The sequence below is a fragment of the Diaphorobacter sp. B2A2W2 genome (genome assembly GCF_056730635.1).
Window position 1 is genome coordinate 75641 of the sequence record NZ_JBWZOR010000011.1, and the last position, 19105, is coordinate 94745.

Here is a 19105-nt window from a genome sequence, read left to right on the forward strand (position 1 = left end):
GCAACTCCAAAAAAGAACGATCGTTCGTTTCTAAATGTTGCGCCATCGAGGGGCGGTCGGCAATAGGGTTTTCGCGTGGATGCGCTGCAGCATCCACCGCGCAGGTGACAAAGTGCTTTGCTACACTGCGGGTCCATGTTCATTCACCACACGTTCATCACAGGTTGCAGCGACCGGGGAGCCTGGCCCTGGCGCAAGCCTGCGTCGTTGAACCCCTGACTGCACCTGGGCGCCTCCCCAGCGTGCGCCCGTGGCCCCACACGTGCTGTCCAGCACGGGGCCGACTCCTCTGAATGATCCTGCGGCGCACTGGCGCAGCCAGCGACCGCGCCGCACGAGCTGGGAATCTTCTTGTGATCACTGAACTGGAATTCAAAAGCCTGGCCAGCGAAGGCTACAACCGCATCCCGCTGATGGCGGAAGCCTTTGCGGACCTGGAAACCCCTCTCTCCCTGTACCTCAAGCTGGCCCATGGCAAGGGCGACGGCAAGCACAGCTTTTTGCTGGAGTCGGTCGTCGGCGGCGAGCGCTTCGGGCGCTACAGCTTCATCGGCCTGCCTGCGCGCACCTTGCTGCGGTCCAGCGGCTTCGGCGATGCGGCGCGCACCGAGGTGGTGACCGACGGCCAAGTGGTGGAGACGCACCCGGGCAACCCGCTGGACTTCATTGCCGGCTACCAAAAGCGCTTCAAGGTGGCGCTGCGCCCGGGGCTGCCACGCTTTTGTGGCGGGCTGGCGGGCTACTTCGGCTACGACGCGGTGCGCTATATCGAGAAGAAGCTAGAGGCCACCTGCCCGCCCGACACCCTGGGCTGCCCCGACATCCTGCTGCTGCAGTGTGAGGAACTGGCGGTCATCGACAACCTCTCGGGCAAGCTGTACCTCATCGTCTACGCCGACCCGGCCCAGCCCGAGGCCTACGCCAAGGGCAAGAAGCGCCTGCGGGAGCTGAAGGACCAGCTCAAGTATTCCGTGAGCGCGCCCGTGGTGCGGCCCACCGAGAGCCACACCGCACAGCGCAGCTTTGCCAAGGCCGACTACTTGGCGGCCGTGGAGCGCGCCAAGGAGCTCATCGCCGCGGGCGACTTCATGCAGGTGCAGGTGGGCCAGCGCATCCACAAGCGCTACACAGAATCGCCGCTGTCGCTGTACCGCGCGCTGCGCTCGCTGAACCCGTCGCCGTACATGTACTACTACAACTTCGGCGATTTCCAGGTGGTGGGCTCCAGCCCCGAGATCCTGGTGCGCCAGGAGAGCACGCCCGAGGGGCAGAAGGTCACCATCCGCCCGCTGGCCGGCACGCGCCCGCGCGGCGCCACGCCCGAGGCCGACAAGGCCACCGAAGTGGAGCTGGTGAACGACCCCAAGGAACGCGCCGAGCACGTGATGCTGATCGACCTGGCGCGCAACGACATCGGCCGCATCGCCAAGACCGGCACCGTGAAGGTGACCGAGGCCTTCGCGGTCGAGCGCTACAGCCACGTGATGCACATCGTGAGCAACGTGGAGGGCATCCTCAACGACGGCATGACCAGCATGGACGTGCTCAAGGCCACCTTCCCGGCCGGCACGCTCACCGGCGCGCCCAAGGTGCACGCCATGGAGCTCATCGACCAGTTGGAGCCCAGCAAGCGGGGCCTCTACGGCGGCGCCTGCGGCTATCTGAGCTATGCGGGCGACATGGATGTGGCCATCGCCATCCGCACCGGCATCGTCAAGGACGGCACGCTCTACGTGCAGGCGGCGGCCGGCGTGGTGGCCGACTCGGTGCCCGAGCTCGAATGGAAGGAAACGGAACACAAGGCGCGCGCCCTGCTGCGTGCGGCCGAACTGGTGGAGGAGGGGCTGGAATGACCACCCGTGCAATCGACAAGACCCAGCCCTGCGCCAGCATGGCCGAGGTGCGCGCGCGCATCGACGCGCTGGACGACATCCTGGTGCCGCTGCTCGTGGAGCGCGGCGGCTACATGACCCAGGCTGCCCTCAACAAGCCGCGCGAAGACCAGGTGCGCGACGAAGCGCGCATCGAGGCCATCGTGCAGCGCGTGCGCGCGCGTGCGGCGGCCGAGGGCGGCGAGCCCGACGTGATCGAGGCCATCTACCGCAGCATGATGGAGGCCTACATCGCCTACGAACACCGTGAATTCGCGCGCCTGTGCGCAGAGGGCCGCAAGGGCCAGGAGGTGACGCCATGACGCGCGTGCTGATGGTCGATAACTACGATTGAGGTCTACTGGCGTCTATCAACCTCCATGGAACAACTCTAAGTCTATGTTTTTAAAGGGTTGATCGTCCATCGAGCGATTCTGAAAGCTGGACAAATCCAGTGCTCATGTGTGTAATGGAGTGTGTAACGGGCCAAACTGGAGGCGTTATACACATGGCACTCACAGCACTCAATCTTCTCTCGGCGCGCAAAGTGGAAACGGCGCAGCCCAGGCCCAAGGTGTACCAACTCCGGGACGGAGGCAGCCTCTTTTTGCGCGTTCAGCCCAACGGCTCCAAGCTCTGGTGGTACCGCTACCGGCTGGGCGGCGCTGAACAGGTGTACTCAATCGGGGTGTACCCAAAGGTCACGCTGGAGGCAGCCCGTGCGGAACGGGACCGGGCAAAGGCGTTGGTCAAGAAGGGCCTCGACCCCATCGTGGAGAAAAAGGCGGCGATCGCCCTCCAGGCCGACACATACGAACGCACGTTCGAGACCGTTGCTCGGGAGTGGATCGTCAGCAATGCTCACTGGAGCGAGTACTACACCAACCAGGTCACCAGCTACCTTGAGAAGGATGTTTTCCCCCGGATTGGCAAGTTGCCGATCAGCAGCATCAGGGCTCCACATCTGCGCCCCATCATCAAGGATGTGGCGGCTCGTGGCGCGAAGACTGTGGCGATCCTCATCCGCCAGTGGTGTGGGCAAATCTTCAGTTATGCGGCTGCCCAAGGTCTCTGCGAATACGATCCTGCCGCCTTGCTCAAGGGACTGGTCAAGCGCCCTCAGGTCCGCCACAACCCTCCGTTGACATGGGCAGAGATCCCGGACTTTCTCAATCGTGTGGACAACGAAGGGGGTTACCAGACGACAGTCCTCGCCCTCAAGCTGATGGCTTTGACCTACGTGCGCACCGTAGAACTGCGCAAGGCCTCCTGGGAAGAGTTCGACCTGGACAACGCCATGTGGTCGATTCCGTCCGAGCGCATGAAGATGCGACGCCCCCATCTGGTTCCCCTGTCACGGCAGGCGGTGGCCGCTCTTAGGGAACTACATGCTCTAACTGGCGGCGGCAAAGTATTGTTCCCGAGCTACAGAAAGCCGGGACAAGTGATGTCGGCAACGACGCTCAATCAAGCACTCAAGCGCATGGGTTATGGCGGACGGTTTTCGTCCCATGGCTTCCGCTCGACCGCAACGACGATCCTTGGACTGTTGGGATATCCGGAGAAGCGGGTCGATCTTCAACTCGCTCATTCCAAAAAGAGCAAGGACTCATCGCGCGCGCCCTACGATCACACGAAGTTTGTGGAGTCCCGCAAGGTAATCATGCAGGACTGGGCTGACATCCTTGACTCATTGCAGGCAGGGAAACCCGTTGAAGGGGTCACGAAGGCGTTTGGCCCCATGTCGAAGCGTAGAACGGCGCTGCTCCGTGTCATAGAGCGCGAGTGATGTCTGCTGCTTGGCGAGTGGAATGCCTAATGCACGTGTAGCACCTTGAACTGAAGACGCAGAACGAGGACATTGGCACTCGACTAGGTTGGAGCATTCTTGGCGACCTGCAGTGCTCTGCGCTCGAACCGCTCTGAAACAACGTCGGCTTGTCCGCAGGGCCGCTGCAGGTGGGTCACGATCTCGTAGGGTCCGTCAGACAGCGGCCGTGTGTGAATGCCCCATCCCTGCGCATGCTCAATGCGCGATTGCGCGGATACCCCGACGCCGTAGCCGGCAGCGACCCATAGCGCGATCATCTCGAAGGAAGAGACACGCTGAATGTTCTGTTGACTCACCGCGGGAAGAGAAGGCAGCCGCTGATCCAGCAAAGGGCAATTCTCTGCAGGCCAGCGAAAGACGGAGTAGTCCAACAGTTCGGCGATCGTGAGCTTCGCCTGGTCAAGTAAGGGAAAGCGCAACGGCATGGCGACGGCCATGTTCTCGGTCCATAGAGGTTGGCTTTTCAGCGACGGATCGCTCGATCCTTCAAGCGTCATGCCCGCGTCGTAGCGGCCTTCCCGAAGTCCCGCAATCAAATCATCGGCTGTGACCTCATGAAACGAAATGGTGACTTCCGGCTCTTCCGCACGCTGCAACGCAAGCAATGCCGAAAGATGCGATGACGGTACGCCAGGCGCTATGGCAAGCCTGAAATTGGAAAAGGAAAACTGGCTGGTGGCGTCGTGCATGAGAGCCCCCACAAAGCGATCGGATCAAAAAGGCGAGCCACCATGATAGCCAAAAGAGATATCTTTAACGTGGTTAAATTCGGTCGATTGATCGACGCTTCTGGTGATGCAGAAGCGCAGCGTTCAACCGGGCCGCCCCCCTGGCACAACCACCTATGAAGCCGAGCCGGCACTGGCCTTCGGCCAAGCGGTGCGTGCTGCCCGCTTGGCGCAGGGAGTCGCTCAGGATGAATTCGCGTCCATGGCTGGTATAGCTCGCTCGCATATGGGCAAGATCGAGCGTGGGGAGCACATGCCCACGCTCGCATTGATACTGAAAATCTCCGCTGCCCTCAGCATAAGTGCGGCAGAGCTGATGAGTGCAACGGAACGCAATCTTCGTGCCGATGCCCAATCTTAAGTGGTGCGGTCCGTTGCGTCAGTCGCTCGAAGGGTCCCGGAGGCGGTCGATAAATCGCACCAGCGAAGCCGATGAGTTGCTGCTTTCGAGTCGAAGCAGGTAGGTGGTGATCACGGCTGTATCCAGCGCCAATGGACGGATCACCACGTCCGGTCGCTGGCTGACCGGAATCTTGGTCGCCGTCATGAAGCCCACGCCGTAGCCGGCACCGACCAAGGTGAGCATCATGTCCAGCGAGGAAACCTCCTCAACGACATTCAGTTTGTGTTCCTGGGTCTGCAGGAGGCGCGCCAACTCGCGGCAGTAGCCTTCGCACACCTGGGGATCGCACAGGACAAGAGGATGCCCCCGGAGTTCATGGAGTGGAACCTCCTTGTGGACGAGCAGTGCGTGCCGGGCTGGCAAGGCGACCACCAGCGGGTCCTGCCAGATAGGTTCGGCGACGATGCCATCACCGACGTCGGCGGTATGAGCGAATCCGATGCAGAAGTCGCCCGAGCGCAGGCCGCGCAACTGCTCGGCCAAAGGCACTTCGGACATCCGTATCTCGATCTCGGGTTCTTCGGCACGGCAACGGGCTAGAAACGCCGACAGCCGGGGATCGAGCGCGCCGTCGGATACGGCGATGCGCAGGCTGCCTCGCAAGCCCGCCGCGACAGCCTTGACGTTCTCGCGGGCCTGCTCCAGGACGGTGAATAGCCGGCGAGTGTCCTGCAGGAACACGGCACCCGCAGCGGTCAGTCGGGTGCCCCGGCGGTCCCGGTCGAAGAGCACAGCGCCTAACTCGTCCTCAAGCTCCTTGATGGCGCGGGACAGAGGAGGTTGCTCAATGTGAAGACGCTCAGCCGCCCGTGTGAAATGAAGTTCTTCGGCCAAAACGATAAAGCAACGCAGGTGCCGCAGTTCCATGAGCAATGTTCCTATTCAGGCGCTGACGACCTCCTTCTGTTTGCTCCACGCGATGCAGGTTGAAAACTTCTTTTAAGCGATGTTTTTTCATATGTTCTTGAGCATGAGATGTAGGCGTTCAACTTTTCCAAACGAGAGGCCGGGCTGTGTTTGACCGAGCATTCAAGAGCCCTGTTTATCCACGGCGCTAAGGTTCAATCTTTACAATGTCCCCAATGCCTTGTACGTATGCGAGTGCATAGGCCATCTCTCCAGAGGTTTGCGCATGCAAAAACATCAATGGTTGTCCGCGTGTTATCTCGTCACCTAAGCGCACCTGCAATTGAATCCCTGCGGCTGGACTCTCAGGCGCACCGGCCAATTTGGCTAAACGAGAAAGCTTACGGTTGTCGATGTGTACTGCTCGGCCTGAAGTGGTTGCCAAAAGCGGTTCGACATAGAGAGCTTGGGGCGGCTCACGAAATCCCCCCTGAGCCGCGCAGATTCTCTGAAATTTTTCCCACGCGCGGCCACTGCTGATCGTCTCATGAGCCAACCGAAGTCCCTCCCCTTCTTTGGCGACGCCGCCAAGCTCAAGCACCGCGCCCGCCACCAACGCCACGCGGTCACATAGGTCTTGCGGCGCATCCGCCTCGTTGCGCAATACGGCCAACACGTCGCGCGCCTCCAACGCCGGGCCGATACCTCTGCCGACAGGCTGATTCCCGTCTGTAAACAGGCAACGCAATACAAGGCCAAATGACGCGGCGACTTCCGAAAGGTGATGCGCAAGATGCTCGGCAGTTTCCCGGCTGCGGACTTTTGCGGTTGGCCCAACCGGAATATCGATCACGATGTGGGTCGCCCCTGCTGCAATCTTCTTGGATAACACCGAGGCAATCAGTTGTCCTTGCGTGTCGATATCCAGTTCACGCTCAATACGCACGAAGATGTCGTCCGCGGGGCTGAGGTGCATCGCGCCGCCCCACGCCACGCATCCACCCTCTTTCTCCACGACCTTTCTGAGCGTATCCAGGTCCAGGTCTACAGGAGCCAGCGTTTCCATGGTGTCCGCGGTGCCAGCGGGAGAGGTGATGGCGCGTGATGAGGTCTTGGGCATCACCAATCCATTGGCTGCGGCGATGGCAACCACCAACGGCGTGGTGCGATTTCCCGGTAATCCGCCCACGCAATGCTTGTCCACAACAATCGGAGCCTGCCATTGCAGGTGATCCCCGACATCGACCATCGCACGGGTGAGATGGATGGTCTCTTGCATATCCAGAGGCAGTACCGCCGTTGCGGTCAGGAAGGCCGAAAGTGCGACATCGGTATAGCGACCATCGACCACATCACGGACGATCGCCTGCAACTCCGTCGTTTGCAGTCGGTGGCCGTGAATTCGCGCACGCACGGCCGACAACGATTCGAGCAGCGGAGGATGCCGAACCTGCACAAGATCGCCCTCATGAATGTCCAGGGCATCCCAGGCGGCCTCGGACAGAGCGATCTGTCCGGTTTTGAGCAGATCGCTGTCGATTTGGTACAGTAGCGCTTGCACAGTGCGGTCGCCGGCAATGATCAGTACCTGTGACCGCGGTGCCAGCCCTTCGGCACGGCAGACATGGCAATCGGTACGCATCAAGACGACGGGTTGATGCTGGGCATGCAGTCGCATGCGCAATGCTTGCAAGGCGGGTGTCTGGGGCGTGATGCGGGCACTCACAGGGCGAACTCCTGGTTTTGCATGGGCACCGATGCGTGCCAATTGAGTTCGCGCTGGATACGTTCGCGCAGCGCCTCAGAGGCATCAGATTCACCGTGAACAATGAACACTCTTTCCGGCGCCTTGGTAAAGCCGCGCAGCCATCGCATCAGCTCATCGCTGTCGGCATGAGCCGACAACATCGCAAGCTCGGCGACCTCTGCCTTGATCGGCATCCAGCGTCCATGGATCTTGACTTCGCGAGCGCCCTCAAGCAGCTTGCGCCCGCGCGTACCTGCTGCTTGGAATCCAGAGAACAGCAGCGTGTTCTGATGGCTACCGCCAAACGCTTCTATGTGATGCAGCACGCGGCCGCCGGTGGCCATGCCGCTGGCGGAAATAATCACCTTGGGGTATCGATTCGCCGATAGCGCCTTGGACTCTTCAACGTCGCGCACGTATGTGACTTCTGAGAATGCCGTCTCGAAATCGTGTTGAGCGAGCTTGTGGTCGTCGGCATGGCGGTGCAGCAGCGCAGTTGCGCTGGTGGCCATGGGACTGTCCAGATAGACGGGCACGTTGCGGAGCCGACCGCGCTGTCGCAACAGCCATAGGTCATAGATCAACGACTGCGCGCGTCCTACGGCAAAAGCGGGAATCACTACGGTGCCTCCGCGGCGAGTCGTACGCTCGATGATGTCGCCTAGCGCTTCGACGGCATCGGAACGGTCATGATGACGATTGCCATAGGTGGACTCGATGATGATGTAGTCCGCTTCCGTGACGGGTTCAGGATCAGGCATGACCGCATCGTCATAGCGGCCCAGGTCGCCGGAGAACACCAAACGCTTGCCGCCGATGTCGATCTGCGCCGTCGCCGCTCCAAGAATGTGGCCGGCCCTGCGTAGAACCAGGCGTGCACCGCCCGGCAATACCGTCTCCTGATGCAGTGGCACGGGCTTGAACTGCAAGAGCGTGCGTTCGGCATCTCGGACCCGATACAGGGCAAGGGCTGGCTTGTGCTTGGAAAATCCCTTCCGGTTGGCGAACTCGGCATCCTTCTCCTGCAACCAAGCACTGTCGAGCAGGATGAGTTCGGCGACGTCCCGTGTGGCTGGCGTCGAGAAAATCTTCCCGCGGAACCCGTTCAGCACCAATCGGGGGAGATATCCACAATGATCCAGGTGCGCGTGCGTCAGTACAACCGCATCGATGTCCTTGGACTCAACGACAAGATGCTGCCAGTTCAGCTCGCGCAGGTTCTTCAGTCCTTGGAAAAGTCCGCAGTCGATCAGGATGCGGGTACTGCCATATGTGATCAGGTGTTTGGAGCCGGTGACGGTACCGGCACCGCCCAGGCTGGTCAGTGAGAGCATGAAGTTGTCTCCTCGCTTGTTGGTGGGTTGTGAAATCAGGAGCTGGCGCGGTCACTGCGGACCGTGTCAGAACCACTTGAAATTCACGCGTCGGTCGCGGCAGCAGCAGCCTGCGAACTGTTCCAGCCGGTCACTTGCGCAGCGGCATAGATGGCATCCACCCAGGTGCATCGATTGGCGATCAGCATTCCAGCCACATCGAGGGTGCCGCCGTGGTTGATGTAGCCCAAAGCCCGCGTCTTCGAAGGGCCGCTGTCAATGCGGCGAAGCACGCCCAGCATCGGCTCAGGGCGGGTATGGCTTATCAACACGCGCGGCAGGTGAGGCGGGAAGAGCGCTTGCAGGGATTCGTCACCGAGCACGAAGGCGGCCTCAAGTTCGTCTCGCGGAATGCGTAGACGGCCGGGCTCGACCACCACGGTGATGCACGACGCAAGCCCATGGTGCTCCAGGCGGGCATGGGCTTTGAGCGCTTCCTCCAACTGGTAGGCGCCAATCGCTACGAATTGCAGTTGTGCGGTGGACGGATCGCCGGCTACATGGGCTGCTCCATGCTCGATCAGCGATTGAGCCGCGGCGGCACTGAAGTGATTCGGCGTGTCGCGCTTGGAGACCACCACACAAGCCACTTGGCCGCGGCTGGCGTAGACCGCTCGCAACGCGGCGCACGCCGTGTTTTCATCCACCGGGAACAACACGCGTGCGGTGTCCGACATCTCCCCCAGCAATGCTTCGCCAATGGTCGGGTCCTGGTGTGACTGCTCGTTCTTGCTGTTCTCCCAGGTGTGGGATGTGACGATCAGCGGGACGGAGATCCAGCCTGGCGGCTGGCCCAGCTCCTTCTGCCGACGCGCGAAGATGATCTCCTGGCGCATCAATCCAAGCATCTTGACCGCGAATGCCTCGTAGCTGACGATCAGGTTCAGCCCCCCTTTGTTGGCGAGGGCGGCGGCCGCAACGGCTTCTTCATTGAGTGCGGTGACCACCGAGCCATCCGTCGATTCCGGGACGCCGGGTTCGGGCACGTTGACGCGGTGCTTGAGCAGCGCCAGAGTGGCCCCCATCTTGTTGCTGGCCAGTTCGTCGGGATTGCCGATCCGGATGCGCAACTGTGGATTTGCCTGCACCAGCTCCACGAACCAACGGTCCAGTGCGGACATGGCGCTGCCCGACACCTCCGTTGGCCCCCAGGTCGGCATCGGCAGTTGAGGACTCGCTGGATGGCGTCGGGCCATGGGGTGCTCGCTTTCGCGCGAGCGCCGGCTCTGGCCGTGATTCGCAAGAATGGTGAGCGCGTTTTCCAGTTCGGTCTCCGGCACGAACAGCGCCGCAGCCCCTGCATTGAAGGCCTCGCGTGCCTGTGCATCCTCGCGCGGATTGCCGTCCAGCGGCAGGTTGTGGGCGGCATTGGTCGCCGCGCCCGGGAAGCCAAAACCTTTCTCCGTCTCGGCGATCACGTAGGGCAGCTTGACGGGATAGCGCCGGTCCGAGCGTGCGGCGAAGGCGCTCAGCGTGTCTTCGGCTTCAACAATGGCCCATGCGATCGCCATCGGATCACGTCCATCAACGATGACCGGATCGAAGCCGTTGTGGCGCAGGTCCTCGGCCAGCCAGGTAGCGCCACCTTCCTGCACGATCTGGGTGCGCTGCTCGATGCGCCGTCCGTTGAGAATCATGACCGGGATGGCGAAGCCGCAGTCCTCGGCGCGCCACCAGCGCGGCGCCCAGTCCGAGCCACGTTGTTCCTCGAAAGCGCCATCACTGAGGAATGCCACCAGGCTTTCTCCCGGCAACGGCGTGTGCACATACTGCAGCCCGGCGAACCCCAGATAGCCGCCTTCGGAGATCGCGCCGGCCGTGTTCGGCCCGGCATGGCTACCCAGCGGTACCGCGGGCCGACCCTGCTTATCGATGGCATAGGAGTAGAAGTCCGCGATCAAACGCGACAGGCCCGCCTCGCTGCGGTCGTAGCGTCCACGCTGGGCGGCGGATACATCGCCGGTCAGTGCGTTCACCGCCTCGATCGCGGCCACGCAGTGCCCCTGCCCCATGAGCCAGCCGCGTGTCGTCCCGGTCAGCGCGTTGGCCAACAGATAACCCACGAAGGCTGGCACCATGTTGAGCGAGCCGCCGGTGTGGCCTTCGGGCGTTTGTTTGAAATCATCGGAGCCCAGTGGGCAGCCGCTTCGGTCGATGCGCCGGGCATAGGTCATATGCGCCACTACGCTCATGGCCGTGCAGGCCACCCGGTCGGCTGCAGCCAGCAGCGCATGGGCCGAGGCTTCGTCTGCTATACGCCTTTGCGCGACCAGACGTTGCACTAGGGCCTGCATACGTTCGATGGTTTCAGACCTGTGCGCGATGGGCCCGTAACCAGCACGCCAATCGATTGCGAGGTTAGCCTGAGAGGGCATTTCGGGTTCCTTGAAAATAGCGGGATAGGTGGAAGATCAGGTTCGCGGATCGGTCTGGCCGCTGGAAAGCGCGCCGGCAATCAGCGAAGCAAGACCAATGCGGTTGCTCGGATGCGGTACCGTGTCGGTGGATGTGATCCGGGCAAACAACGGTGTCAATAGGGTCCAGGCATCTTCGGCGAACAGGGCATGCACCACCACGCACTCCGGCTTGCGCATTCCTTGCTCGGCGAGCTTGTGCGCCGCGATGGCGAGCGTGCGGCCCGATGATGCGATGTCGTCCACCAGCACTGGGGTTCTGTCACGCCAGACCGACAGGTCGGGAACCTCGATGTCTACGCTGCGATCGCCATGGCGTGTCTTGCGAAGTACGACGTGCGGCGCGCCGATGCGGGATGCGATGGAGCCGGCCCATTGCTCGCTTTCCTCATCGGGGCCGACGATCAAGGGCTTTTCGACATGCTCAGCGATCCAGTCGGCCAGCAGCGGCGCGGCATGCAGGGTGGTGGTGGGGATCGTGTAGAGCGCGGAGAGCGTCGGATAGCGGTGCAGATGCGGATCCACCGTGAGCAGCTTGTCGAACGTCGATGAGACCATGCGTGCGAAAGACCGCGATGTCACGCTTTCGCCGTCATGGAATCGTTTGTCCTGGCGCATGTAGGCCAGGTATGGTGCAACCAGATTCACTTCGCGCGCGCCGAGCTCGCGTGCGGCGTCCGCGGCAAAAACCAGAAGCAGGAATTGCGGATCAGGATGGGTCAGCGTGCAAATCAGATCCACGATCTGGCCGGTAGGTTCGCCATGCAGTCGGACATAGCTCTCGCCATCGGGGAATCGGCGCGTTTCGATGCGGCCGACATCGCCGCCATATGTCTGCGCGAGACGACGGGCGAAATCTTCGTTGCCTGGAAGGGCAAGGGTGAGTCGTTGCATGCAGTTGTCTCCTTTCTTGTGAGTTGTCCTTGGTCGCTTATCGAAACTCAGGCGCTTGGTCGGAGTCGATGCTTCATCCGGGCAACCAGGCTCGTGCCGACGAATAACGACGGGATGGCCCGTGTTGAGTCCAGGAAGGAACTGATCTGCATCAGAATTTCCGTCCTACAGTGATCGTTCCGTAGACCGGGATTTCGTCTTGCCCCCGGAATTCGCGTGTGCGGTGGTAGCGGGCTATCGCGATGCGCCAGTTGCCCTGAGTCATCGCGATGCCATAGCCGACATCGGCCACGAATGGCCGTTTATCAACACTATGACTGGACTTGAAGGTATTGCCATCCAGCGTGATGTCGTGCAAAACCCAGCGGGCGTCGAGTGCTGCGAAGAGGTGTCCGTTCCAGTTGCTTCCAGCGGTCGTGCGCACGGGCGAGGTATTTTCTCCGGCCGGCCGCAGCGGCGCGGTGCCTAAATCGTCCGGCAGGCGCAGGCCATAGCGCAATTCTCCCCCGACATTCGCGTAGGTGGCGAAATTGCCGAAGCTGCCGCCCCAGTGGCGGGTGAGGTCCCAGCTCCAACCGCTGACGTTTTCTTGCCTGAAGACTCGCGTTCGGCGTTCGTGCAGCAATTGCAGTACAGGTTCGTCGCGCAATTGGTGTCTCCAGCCATTGAATTTGTCCACTCCGATGGTGTCATGCCACCAGTTCTGGGTTTGCCTGGCCTGGGACGAGGGGCCTACAACACCGACACGGATTTGTGAGGTGCGCAGCGTATCGCCGCGCCGCGCGTTGTAGCCAAGGCTCAACATCATTGCACCTGCGAAAGGGCGGTCGTCTTTGATCAGGTCGCTGCGCGTTTTGTCGCTCGGGGTGTACATCATCTGCCCGAAGCCGATGGTCATGTTCTGTTCGTCAAAACCCTCGGGTTGCAGCACTGTGAGAAAACGATTCAGCCCACGGACGAGACGCGGTAGGCAAGGGTCATCGCGATAATCCACAAGATTGGGGGAGACCCAACTGACGAGAAACCCGTTGGAGTACCCTTGATCTTGTCCAATGCCGCCGAACATGTCGTTGTCGATCCGCAGATTGAGCGTTCCGGTTGCGCGCAGCGGGTTGTCCTGTTGGCAGGACTGGGCCTGTGCGGAGGCGCTCAGCAATAGCAGCACCAAGGTGGCTGCGATTCTGAGCCTCCGTTCAGCGGGGTGGGTGGACTGAAATTTCGTCACGCTGGCGTGCCACCCTGCCCAGGGGTTGCAGTCACAATGACCGATTGGGACTGGCGCACCAGCATCACTGGAACTGGTGCGATGCGAGCGAGCTGCTCTGCATCGCTTCCCATTAGCAGCCTGTCCACGCCCCGGCGTCCGTGGGTACCCAACACCACCAACTCGCATTGAGTAGTCAGTGCCTGCTGAGCGATGAGCACCGAGACGCGCTCGCCGTTGCTTTCCAGAAGGACGGTCTCAACCACCAGGCCTCCCTGCCTCAGCCGCAGCGCCGCCTCGTCCAGCAGCTTCTGCCCGGCCGCCAGGAAGCCCGGCCTCACTTCTTCAATATAGATCCTCGGCCTCTCGAAGCCGTTGCTGTGCTTCATCTCCTCGATGACGTGCAGCAAGACGATGGTTGCGCCATTCAGGCGTGCCAGCACCGCAGCGTGGTGGAGCGCCAAATCGGCAGTAGGACTTCCGTCGAGCGGAACCAGGATTCTTGAGTACATGAATGTCTCCAGTTATCAGAGTAGAACGGGATGACGAACAGATATTGCGTATACCGTGTCGCAATAGCGGACGCGGGATACGCTTATTCAGTTGCGTACATATTCCCCTGGGGCGTCGCAAACAGTGGGGTATCCACTGGATTCAGCACCTATGAGCGGAGGCGCAACAACATCACCGGAACGCTCTCGCAGCCACGCCGACCATGCGGGCCACCAGGAATCCGGATGCGTCTGCATCGTCGCTTGCCACTCATCCGGCGCCATGTATCCATCACCGGCCGCGCGGGTATGGATTTGATATTGGCGGTTACCTCGGCCGGGCTCGCTCACGATGCCGCCGTTGTGTCCTCCAGTGGTCAGCACGAAAGTCAGCTCGGCCGAAGATAGGAGATGCAGCTTGTAAACCGAGCGCCAAGGCGCAATATGATCCGAGGCAGTGCCGACGCAAAACACCGGTACAGCGATGTCTCCCACTGAAACGGGGCGACCCGTGACGGGATAACGCCCCGCGCTGAGATCGTTATTCAGGTAAAGGCGTCGGAGATACTGCGAATGCATCTTCGCGGGGAGGCGAGTCCCATCGGCATTCCAAGCCATCAGGTCGGTCATTGCCCGGCGATCGCCCAATAGGTATTCGTCAATCATGCGAGACCATATGAGATCGTAGGAACGCAGTAGCTGAAAAGCTCCGCTCATCTGGTCGGAGGTCAAATAACCGGTTTGAGCCATGCTGGCTTCCAACAGCGCCACTTGACTCTCGTTGATGAAAAGACTCAGCTCGCCCGGTTCGCTGAAGTCCGTCTGTGCGGCAAGCAGGCTTACCGACACCAGCCGCGTATCGCCATCACGCGCCATGGCTGAAGCACCAATGGCCAGTAGCGTTCCGCCCAGGCAATAACCAGCCGCGTGGACTCCATGCCCGGGGACGACGGAAGTCACAGCGTCCAGCGCTGCATGCAGGCCGAACTCCAGGTACTCATCCATGCCCAAATCTCGATCCTCAGCATCCGGATTTCTCCAGGAGATGCAAAAAACCGTATGCCCTTGCGCAACCAGATACCGTATCAGCGAGTTATGCGGTGACAGATCCAGTACGTAGTACTTCATGATCCAGGCAGGAATGATCAGGATCGGTTCGGGATGGACTTTCTCGGTAGTGGGCGTGTACTGAATCAGTTCGATCAGTCGATTTCTCAGAACGACTTTTCCTTCCGTGACCGCTACGTCGCGCCCAACGACGAAGTTCTCCGTTCCCGCGGGAGGCTGGCCGGATAGTTGCCGACGCAAGTCGTCGAGAAAGTTGGACGTCCCCCGCGCTAGATTGGCGCCTTGCTCTGCGATGGTTCTTTTCAGGACAACGGGGTTGAAAACCGCAGCGTTGGCGGGCGAAAGCATTTCCAGCCACTGTTTGGCGCCAAACGCCAGCAGGCGTTGGTGTTTCGGATCCACTCCCCACACCCCCTGCGTGGCCTGCTCCCACCATTTGGTCTGATTGACGAATGAACTGCGGAAAAGGTCGTAGGGCCATTGATCCCATGCAGGATCGTTGAAGCGGCGGTCATTGACAGGTGACCGGTCAGGAGCGGTGGCTCCCCGGTCCGGGTTGGCCGGATTCTTCTTCAATACGGTCATCCATTGCTCGGACAGGGAGGCTGCAAACGCCAAAAGCTCGGCTTGCTTGCCAGGACTGTTTGCTAAATGGCTCGCCCAGTCCACCCACGCGAGCAACGATGTCTCCGGCGAAATAGACGACCAAGCCTGTGCCCAAGCGACATGGGCCTCCCCATCCAACTTCGGATTGATGGCTGAGTCGATATTGCCGTTCTTTTTATTCGTCAAAGCGTATTACCTCTATTTCTGCACAAGTAGAAAGAGCCCCTTGCTTGAAAACGGGAGTCGATTGCGATTTCCTGGGCGACGACGCCTCGCCAGCGCGTCAGCGATGTATCCATCTGCCAGCTCGCTCCGCTGTTTCGCTTCGCCTAACCGGCCATCAGGCTGATTACCAGTGCGTTCGCAATATCGATGACGAACCCACATACCAAGGGCACCACAATGAACGCCTCGCGTGCCGCACCATGCTCCCGAGTCACCGCCGTCATGTTGGCGATGGCAGTGGCGGTAGATCCCAGCGCAATACCGCCGAAACCCGCGCACACCACGGCGGCTTGGTAATCCTTGCCCATTGCCCGAAAAACAATCAGCAAAACGAATGCGATGACCAAGGCAATCTGCACCAGCATCGCCGCCGTGATGAAGGCGAGCACGGGCTGCAGTTCCCAGAGCCTGAGTCCCATCAGCGCCATGGTCAGAAACAGGCCCAATGACATGTCGGAAACCAGGGCGATGCCTGGCTGCATGCTCGGCCAGTTCCATAAACGTCCGCGCCCACTTGGCCTCATCCAGTCGGCCGCCATGCGCAGGAGAATTCCGGCCAGCAGGCAGCCCACAAAGGCGGGCAGCGTGACGGCGGTACGCGCGACCAAGGCATTGATTCCGTATCCCAACATCAAGGCGAAGTTGAGCCAGAGCAATGCCAGCAGCAGGCCGTAGTAGTCCAGGCGGGCATGCTGCTCATCCCTGTGCAGCGTGCCAATTTCCAGGGCGCTGTCCCCAGAGGCTTGAAGCCGATGCCTACGCATGAGCAAGCTTGCGACTGGGCCCCCGATGGTGCAGGCCGCGATCAGGCCGATCATGTTCGCTGCCAATCCCAGTTCCTGCGCTTGCGCAATGCCGAGGTTGTGAACGAAGTGATCGGACCAGGCCAAGGTGGTGCCCACGCCTCCTGTCAGGGAAATCGATCCCACCATCAGCCCGGTGCGCGGATCCAGGCCGAAGGCGCGTGCCATCTCCATCCCGGCCAGGTTCTGCAGCACCATGAACCCGATGGCCAACCCCGACAGGATCAGCAAGGGCCGTCCACCATGGCGCAGCGTGCGGGCGTCGGTACCCAGGCCAATGGCCGCAAAGAAGTACAGCAGCAGCGCGTCACGCGCTTCGAGATCGAAACTGATGACGATCCCCGCACCGTAGTACAGGGCGAAGACAACCAGGGCGCAGGCCAAGCCGCCCACCAGGGATTCCGGGATGCTGTATCGACGCAAGATGCCCCAACGCGCAACCAAGCCCTTGCCCACGAACAACAGCAGGATGGCGAGCGTGAATCCATGGAAGGCATCGATCGTCATCGCGCCTTCTCCCTGTCCAGGCAGGACAGCGCATGGCTGGCGGCTATCCACTCTTCGTTGGTGGGCTCGACCGCCACGGTGACCTGACTGTGATCGCTGGAAATCGTCGCCGCGTGGCTGGCGTTGGCATCGGTATCCAAGGCAATGCCCAAAAAGCCCAGCGCCGCACAGATGCGCTCGCGAATGAACGCATTGTGTTCACCGACACCCGCCGTGAACACCAGCATGTCCAGGCCACCCAGCACGGCGACCAAGGCCCCGATCTCGCGTACGATGCGGCGCACGTAAAGGGCCAGTGCCAAGCGCGCTCGCTCCCCCGTTTCGCCTGCATCGTTCTCGTGTCCGACAATGACGCGCGGCTCGGCCGAGATTCCCGAAACGCCGAGCAGGCCGGACTCGTGATAGAGGACGCGCCCCACTTGCTCCAGTGAGAGCTTCTCGATTTCCATCAGGTAGAGCACCGCACCCGGATCGAGCGCGCCGGTGCGGGTGCCCATCATCAGGCCGTCGAGCGCGGAGAAGCCCATGGTGGTGGCCGCGCTTTTGAGTCCACGCATGGCGCACAGACTGGCGCCACTGCCCAGATGGGCAACGACGGTGCGACCGCGCGCGGCGTCGCCATGGCGTTCGGGCAAGGCCACTGCCATGTACTCATACGACAGGCCGTGAAACCCGTACCGACGCAGACCGCGCTCCCATGCGGCATAGGGCAACGGCAGGACCTTCTCGACCTGGGGCAAAGTGTGGTGGAAGGCCGTGTCGAAGCAGGCCATCTGTGGCAGATCGGGCTGCTCCCGCAGCAGGATCTCCACGGCTTCGAGCGCGAATGGCTGGTGCAGCGGGGCCAGAGGAATGTAGCCCTTGAGGTCGGCCAGGACATTCGCGTCCACGCGCACGGGCATGAAGTATTTACTGCCGCCGTGGACGATACGATGGGCGACCGCACCGATCCGGCGGCCGTCGAGCCGCTGGCTGACACGATCGCGGATGAGGCGCAGTGCGGCGCGATACGGATGTGCCGTTTCCAGTTCGATCGGGAACGGCGCAACCCCCGTCTCTCCGAAATCCGGGTTGGCGCCACCGATTCCCTGCACCTTGCCATTCCACAATGCCTGGCGCGGCAGTGGCGCGGCCGAGGAATCGAACACCGCGAACTTGATACTGGATGAGCCGCAGTTCAGCACAAGGATCAGTCTGTGTTCGTGGCGCCTAGAGCGGGCCATGGTGACGTCCATCAGGTCGTCCTCTCTGCGCGCCGTCCGTGCGACCTCGCCAAGGTGTGCGCGGTTGTCTGCGGTCTCATCGTCTTCAGACTTAGCGCGCTGTGTAGCCGCCATCGGCGATGAGCTGGGTGCCAGCAAGGAAGCTGCTTCCTTCCGATAGCAAAAACGCCACGGCATGGGCGATTTCGTCCGGTGTACCCAGGCGACCGATCGGATGCAGGCCAACGGCCTCTTGGAGGGCCGATTCATCCAGGAAATCCAGGATGGGCGTACGTACGTAACCGGGATGGATCGAATTGATCCGGATTCCCTTGGGGGCATAGGCCAGCGCTGCCGACCGGGTCAGCCCGGTAACAGCATGCTTGGCTGCGACGTACGCGGGGTTCGCTGCGTCGCCCACCACTCCGAGGATGGAGGAGACGTTGACGATGGCGCCGCCTCCAGAGCGCAGGATGGCGGGAATCTGATGGCGCAGGCCATAGAACACGCCGTTCAGGTTGACATCGATCACCCGGCTCCAGGCGGCAGGGTCCAGTTCCCCCACAGGACTCTGGTCGCCACTGATACCGGCGTTATTGACGGCAAAATGAAGGTCGCCAAACGCATCGACCGCGCAGGCCACGGCAGCCTGGACCTCATCGATGCGTGCCACGTCGGCCACATTGGCCACGGCGTGGCCGCCCTCGGCGTTGATGAGACTGGTGACGCGCTGCGCATTGTCGGCGCTGACATCCGAGACGACGACACTCAAGCCGTTGCTCGCAAGAAGTCGCGCGATGGCCTCGCCAATGCCGGATCCTGCACCGGTGACCAGGGCTGCGCGGCCAGAAAATGAGTACTTCATGGTGTTTCCTCCAATAAGATGGATAAA

16 protein-coding genes are annotated in these 19105 nt (G+C 61.3%); 4 read left to right on the forward strand and 12 right to left on the reverse strand.

Going from position 1 to position 19105, the window contains the following annotated elements; genetic code table 11:
- Positions 1-353 precede the first annotated feature (353 nt).
- The 3 genes from trpE (at position 354) to AC1PPL_RS16415 (ending at position 3660) form a co-directional block, all read left to right on the forward strand.
- Complete coding sequence (gene trpE, locus AC1PPL_RS16405; RefSeq protein WP_424297075.1) at positions 354-1853, forward strand: anthranilate synthase component I; 1500 nt, start codon at positions 354-356, stop codon at positions 1851-1853.
- Positions 1850-2194: a chorismate mutase gene (locus AC1PPL_RS16410; RefSeq protein WP_011803830.1), complete on the forward strand. Its 345-nt coding sequence runs from the start codon at positions 1850-1852 to the stop codon at positions 2192-2194. The genes trpE and AC1PPL_RS16410 overlap by 4 nt, the downstream gene beginning before the upstream one ends.
- Positions 2195-2379: 185 nt before the next feature.
- Positions 2380-3660: a tyrosine-type recombinase/integrase gene (locus AC1PPL_RS16415; protein WP_003060765.1), complete on the forward strand. Its 1281-nt coding sequence runs from the start codon at positions 2380-2382 to the stop codon at positions 3658-3660.
- Between the two features lie 83 nt (positions 3661-3743).
- Here the strand turns inward: AC1PPL_RS16415 and AC1PPL_RS16420 are convergent, their stop codons facing one another.
- A complete protein-coding gene (locus AC1PPL_RS16420) occupies positions 3744-4391 on the reverse strand; it encodes a substrate-binding domain-containing protein (protein ID WP_020307796.1) in 648 nt (215 codons plus the stop codon).
- A 106-nt stretch (positions 4392-4497) separates the two neighbouring features.
- On the opposite strand from AC1PPL_RS16420, the gene AC1PPL_RS16425 reads away from it, so the two are divergent.
- Positions 4498-4791, forward strand: coding sequence for a helix-turn-helix domain-containing protein (locus tag AC1PPL_RS16425; RefSeq protein WP_003050003.1), 294 nt, complete (start codon positions 4498-4500; stop codon positions 4789-4791).
- An 18-nt stretch (positions 4792-4809) separates the two neighbouring features.
- On the opposite strand, the gene AC1PPL_RS16430 is transcribed toward AC1PPL_RS16425, so the two are convergent.
- The 11 genes from AC1PPL_RS16430 to AC1PPL_RS16480 all read right to left on the reverse strand — a co-directional run bounded on the left by AC1PPL_RS16430 (position 4810) and on the right by AC1PPL_RS16480 (position 19078).
- Positions 4810-5700, reverse strand: a complete 891-nt coding sequence (locus AC1PPL_RS16430; protein WP_003050005.1) for a LysR family transcriptional regulator — start codon at positions 5698-5700, stop codon at positions 4810-4812.
- Positions 5701-5887: 187 nt separating this feature from the next.
- Positions 5888-7405, reverse strand: a complete 1518-nt coding sequence (locus AC1PPL_RS16435; RefSeq protein ID WP_020307800.1) for a thymidine phosphorylase family protein — start codon at positions 7403-7405, stop codon at positions 5888-5890.
- Positions 7402-8760, reverse strand: coding sequence for an MBL fold metallo-hydrolase RNA specificity domain-containing protein (locus AC1PPL_RS16440; protein ID WP_020307801.1), 1359 nt, complete (start codon positions 8758-8760; stop codon positions 7402-7404). Before AC1PPL_RS16440 ends, AC1PPL_RS16435 begins: the two co-directional genes overlap by 4 nt.
- An 83-nt stretch (positions 8761-8843) precedes the next feature.
- Entirely contained in the window at positions 8844-11174 is a 2331-nt protein-coding gene (locus tag AC1PPL_RS16445; RefSeq protein WP_479973715.1) for a phosphoketolase family protein, read from the reverse strand.
- A gap of 36 nt (positions 11175-11210) precedes the next feature.
- Positions 11211-12107 (reverse strand): ribose-phosphate pyrophosphokinase, encoded by an 897-nt coding sequence (locus AC1PPL_RS16450; protein WP_479973716.1) that lies wholly within the window; start codon positions 12105-12107, stop codon positions 11211-11213.
- Positions 12108-12258: 151 nt separating this feature from the next.
- The gene (locus AC1PPL_RS16455; protein ID WP_310834440.1) at positions 12259-13332 is read right to left on the reverse strand and encodes a lipid A deacylase LpxR family protein; all 1074 of its coding nucleotides are present in this window, start codon (positions 13330-13332) and stop codon (positions 12259-12261) included.
- On the reverse strand, positions 13329-13823 hold the full coding sequence (locus AC1PPL_RS16460; RefSeq protein ID WP_003050031.1) for a universal stress protein: 495 nt from the start codon (positions 13821-13823) through the stop codon (positions 13329-13331). The genes AC1PPL_RS16455 and AC1PPL_RS16460 overlap by 4 nt, the downstream gene beginning before the upstream one ends.
- An 87-nt stretch (positions 13824-13910) precedes the next feature.
- Positions 13911-15662, reverse strand: coding sequence for a PHA/PHB synthase family protein (locus tag AC1PPL_RS16465; RefSeq protein ID WP_282375145.1), 1752 nt, complete (start codon positions 15660-15662; stop codon positions 13911-13913).
- 143 nt (positions 15663-15805) lie between these two features.
- Positions 15806-17011 (reverse strand): sodium/glutamate symporter, encoded by a 1206-nt coding sequence (gene gltS, locus AC1PPL_RS16470; RefSeq protein ID WP_003050035.1) that lies wholly within the window; start codon positions 17009-17011, stop codon positions 15806-15808.
- Positions 17008-18246, reverse strand: a complete 1239-nt coding sequence (locus AC1PPL_RS16475; protein WP_051084431.1) for an acetate/propionate family kinase — start codon at positions 18244-18246, stop codon at positions 17008-17010. The genes gltS and AC1PPL_RS16475 overlap by 4 nt, the downstream gene beginning before the upstream one ends.
- A gap of 79 nt (positions 18247-18325) precedes the next feature.
- The gene (locus AC1PPL_RS16480) at positions 18326-19078 is read right to left on the reverse strand and encodes an SDR family NAD(P)-dependent oxidoreductase (RefSeq protein WP_479973717.1); all 753 of its coding nucleotides are present in this window, start codon (positions 19076-19078) and stop codon (positions 18326-18328) included.
- Between the last annotated feature and the right edge of the window lie 27 nt (positions 19079-19105).

Excerpts from the sequence above, each read along its gene's own strand:
- AC1PPL_RS16445 (WP_479973715.1), bottom strand. The coding sequence starts at position 11,174 with ATGCCCTCTCAGGCTAACCTCGCAATCGATTGGCGTGCTGGTTACGGG.
- AC1PPL_RS16440 (WP_020307801.1), bottom strand. The coding sequence starts at position 8,760 with ATGCTCTCACTGACCAGCCTGGGCGGTGCCGGTACCGTCACCGGCTCC.
- AC1PPL_RS16415 (WP_003060765.1), top strand. The coding sequence starts at position 2,380 with ATGGCACTCACAGCACTCAATCTTCTCTCGGCGCGCAAAGTGGAAACG.
- AC1PPL_RS16430 (WP_003050005.1), bottom strand. The coding sequence starts at position 5,700 with ATGGAACTGCGGCACCTGCGTTGCTTTATCGTTTTGGCCGAAGAACTT.
- gltS (WP_003050035.1), bottom strand. The coding sequence starts at position 17,011 with ATGACGATCGATGCCTTCCATGGATTCACGCTCGCCATCCTGCTGTTG.
- AC1PPL_RS16410 (WP_011803830.1), top strand. The coding sequence starts at position 1,850 with ATGACCACCCGTGCAATCGACAAGACCCAGCCCTGCGCCAGCATGGCC.
- AC1PPL_RS16450 (WP_479973716.1), bottom strand. The coding sequence starts at position 12,107 with ATGCAACGACTCACCCTTGCCCTTCCAGGCAACGAAGATTTCGCCCGT.
- AC1PPL_RS16425 (WP_003050003.1), top strand. The coding sequence starts at position 4,498 with ATGCAGAAGCGCAGCGTTCAACCGGGCCGCCCCCCTGGCACAACCACC.
- AC1PPL_RS16480 (WP_479973717.1), bottom strand. The coding sequence starts at position 19,078 with ATGAAGTACTCATTTTCTGGCCGCGCAGCCCTGGTCACCGGTGCAGGA.
- AC1PPL_RS16420 (WP_020307796.1), bottom strand. The coding sequence starts at position 4,391 with ATGCACGACGCCACCAGCCAGTTTTCCTTTTCCAATTTCAGGCTTGCC.
- AC1PPL_RS16475 (WP_051084431.1), bottom strand. The coding sequence starts at position 18,246 with ATGGACGTCACCATGGCCCGCTCTAGGCGCCACGAACACAGACTGATC.
- AC1PPL_RS16460 (WP_003050031.1), bottom strand. The coding sequence starts at position 13,823 with ATGTACTCAAGAATCCTGGTTCCGCTCGACGGAAGTCCTACTGCCGAT.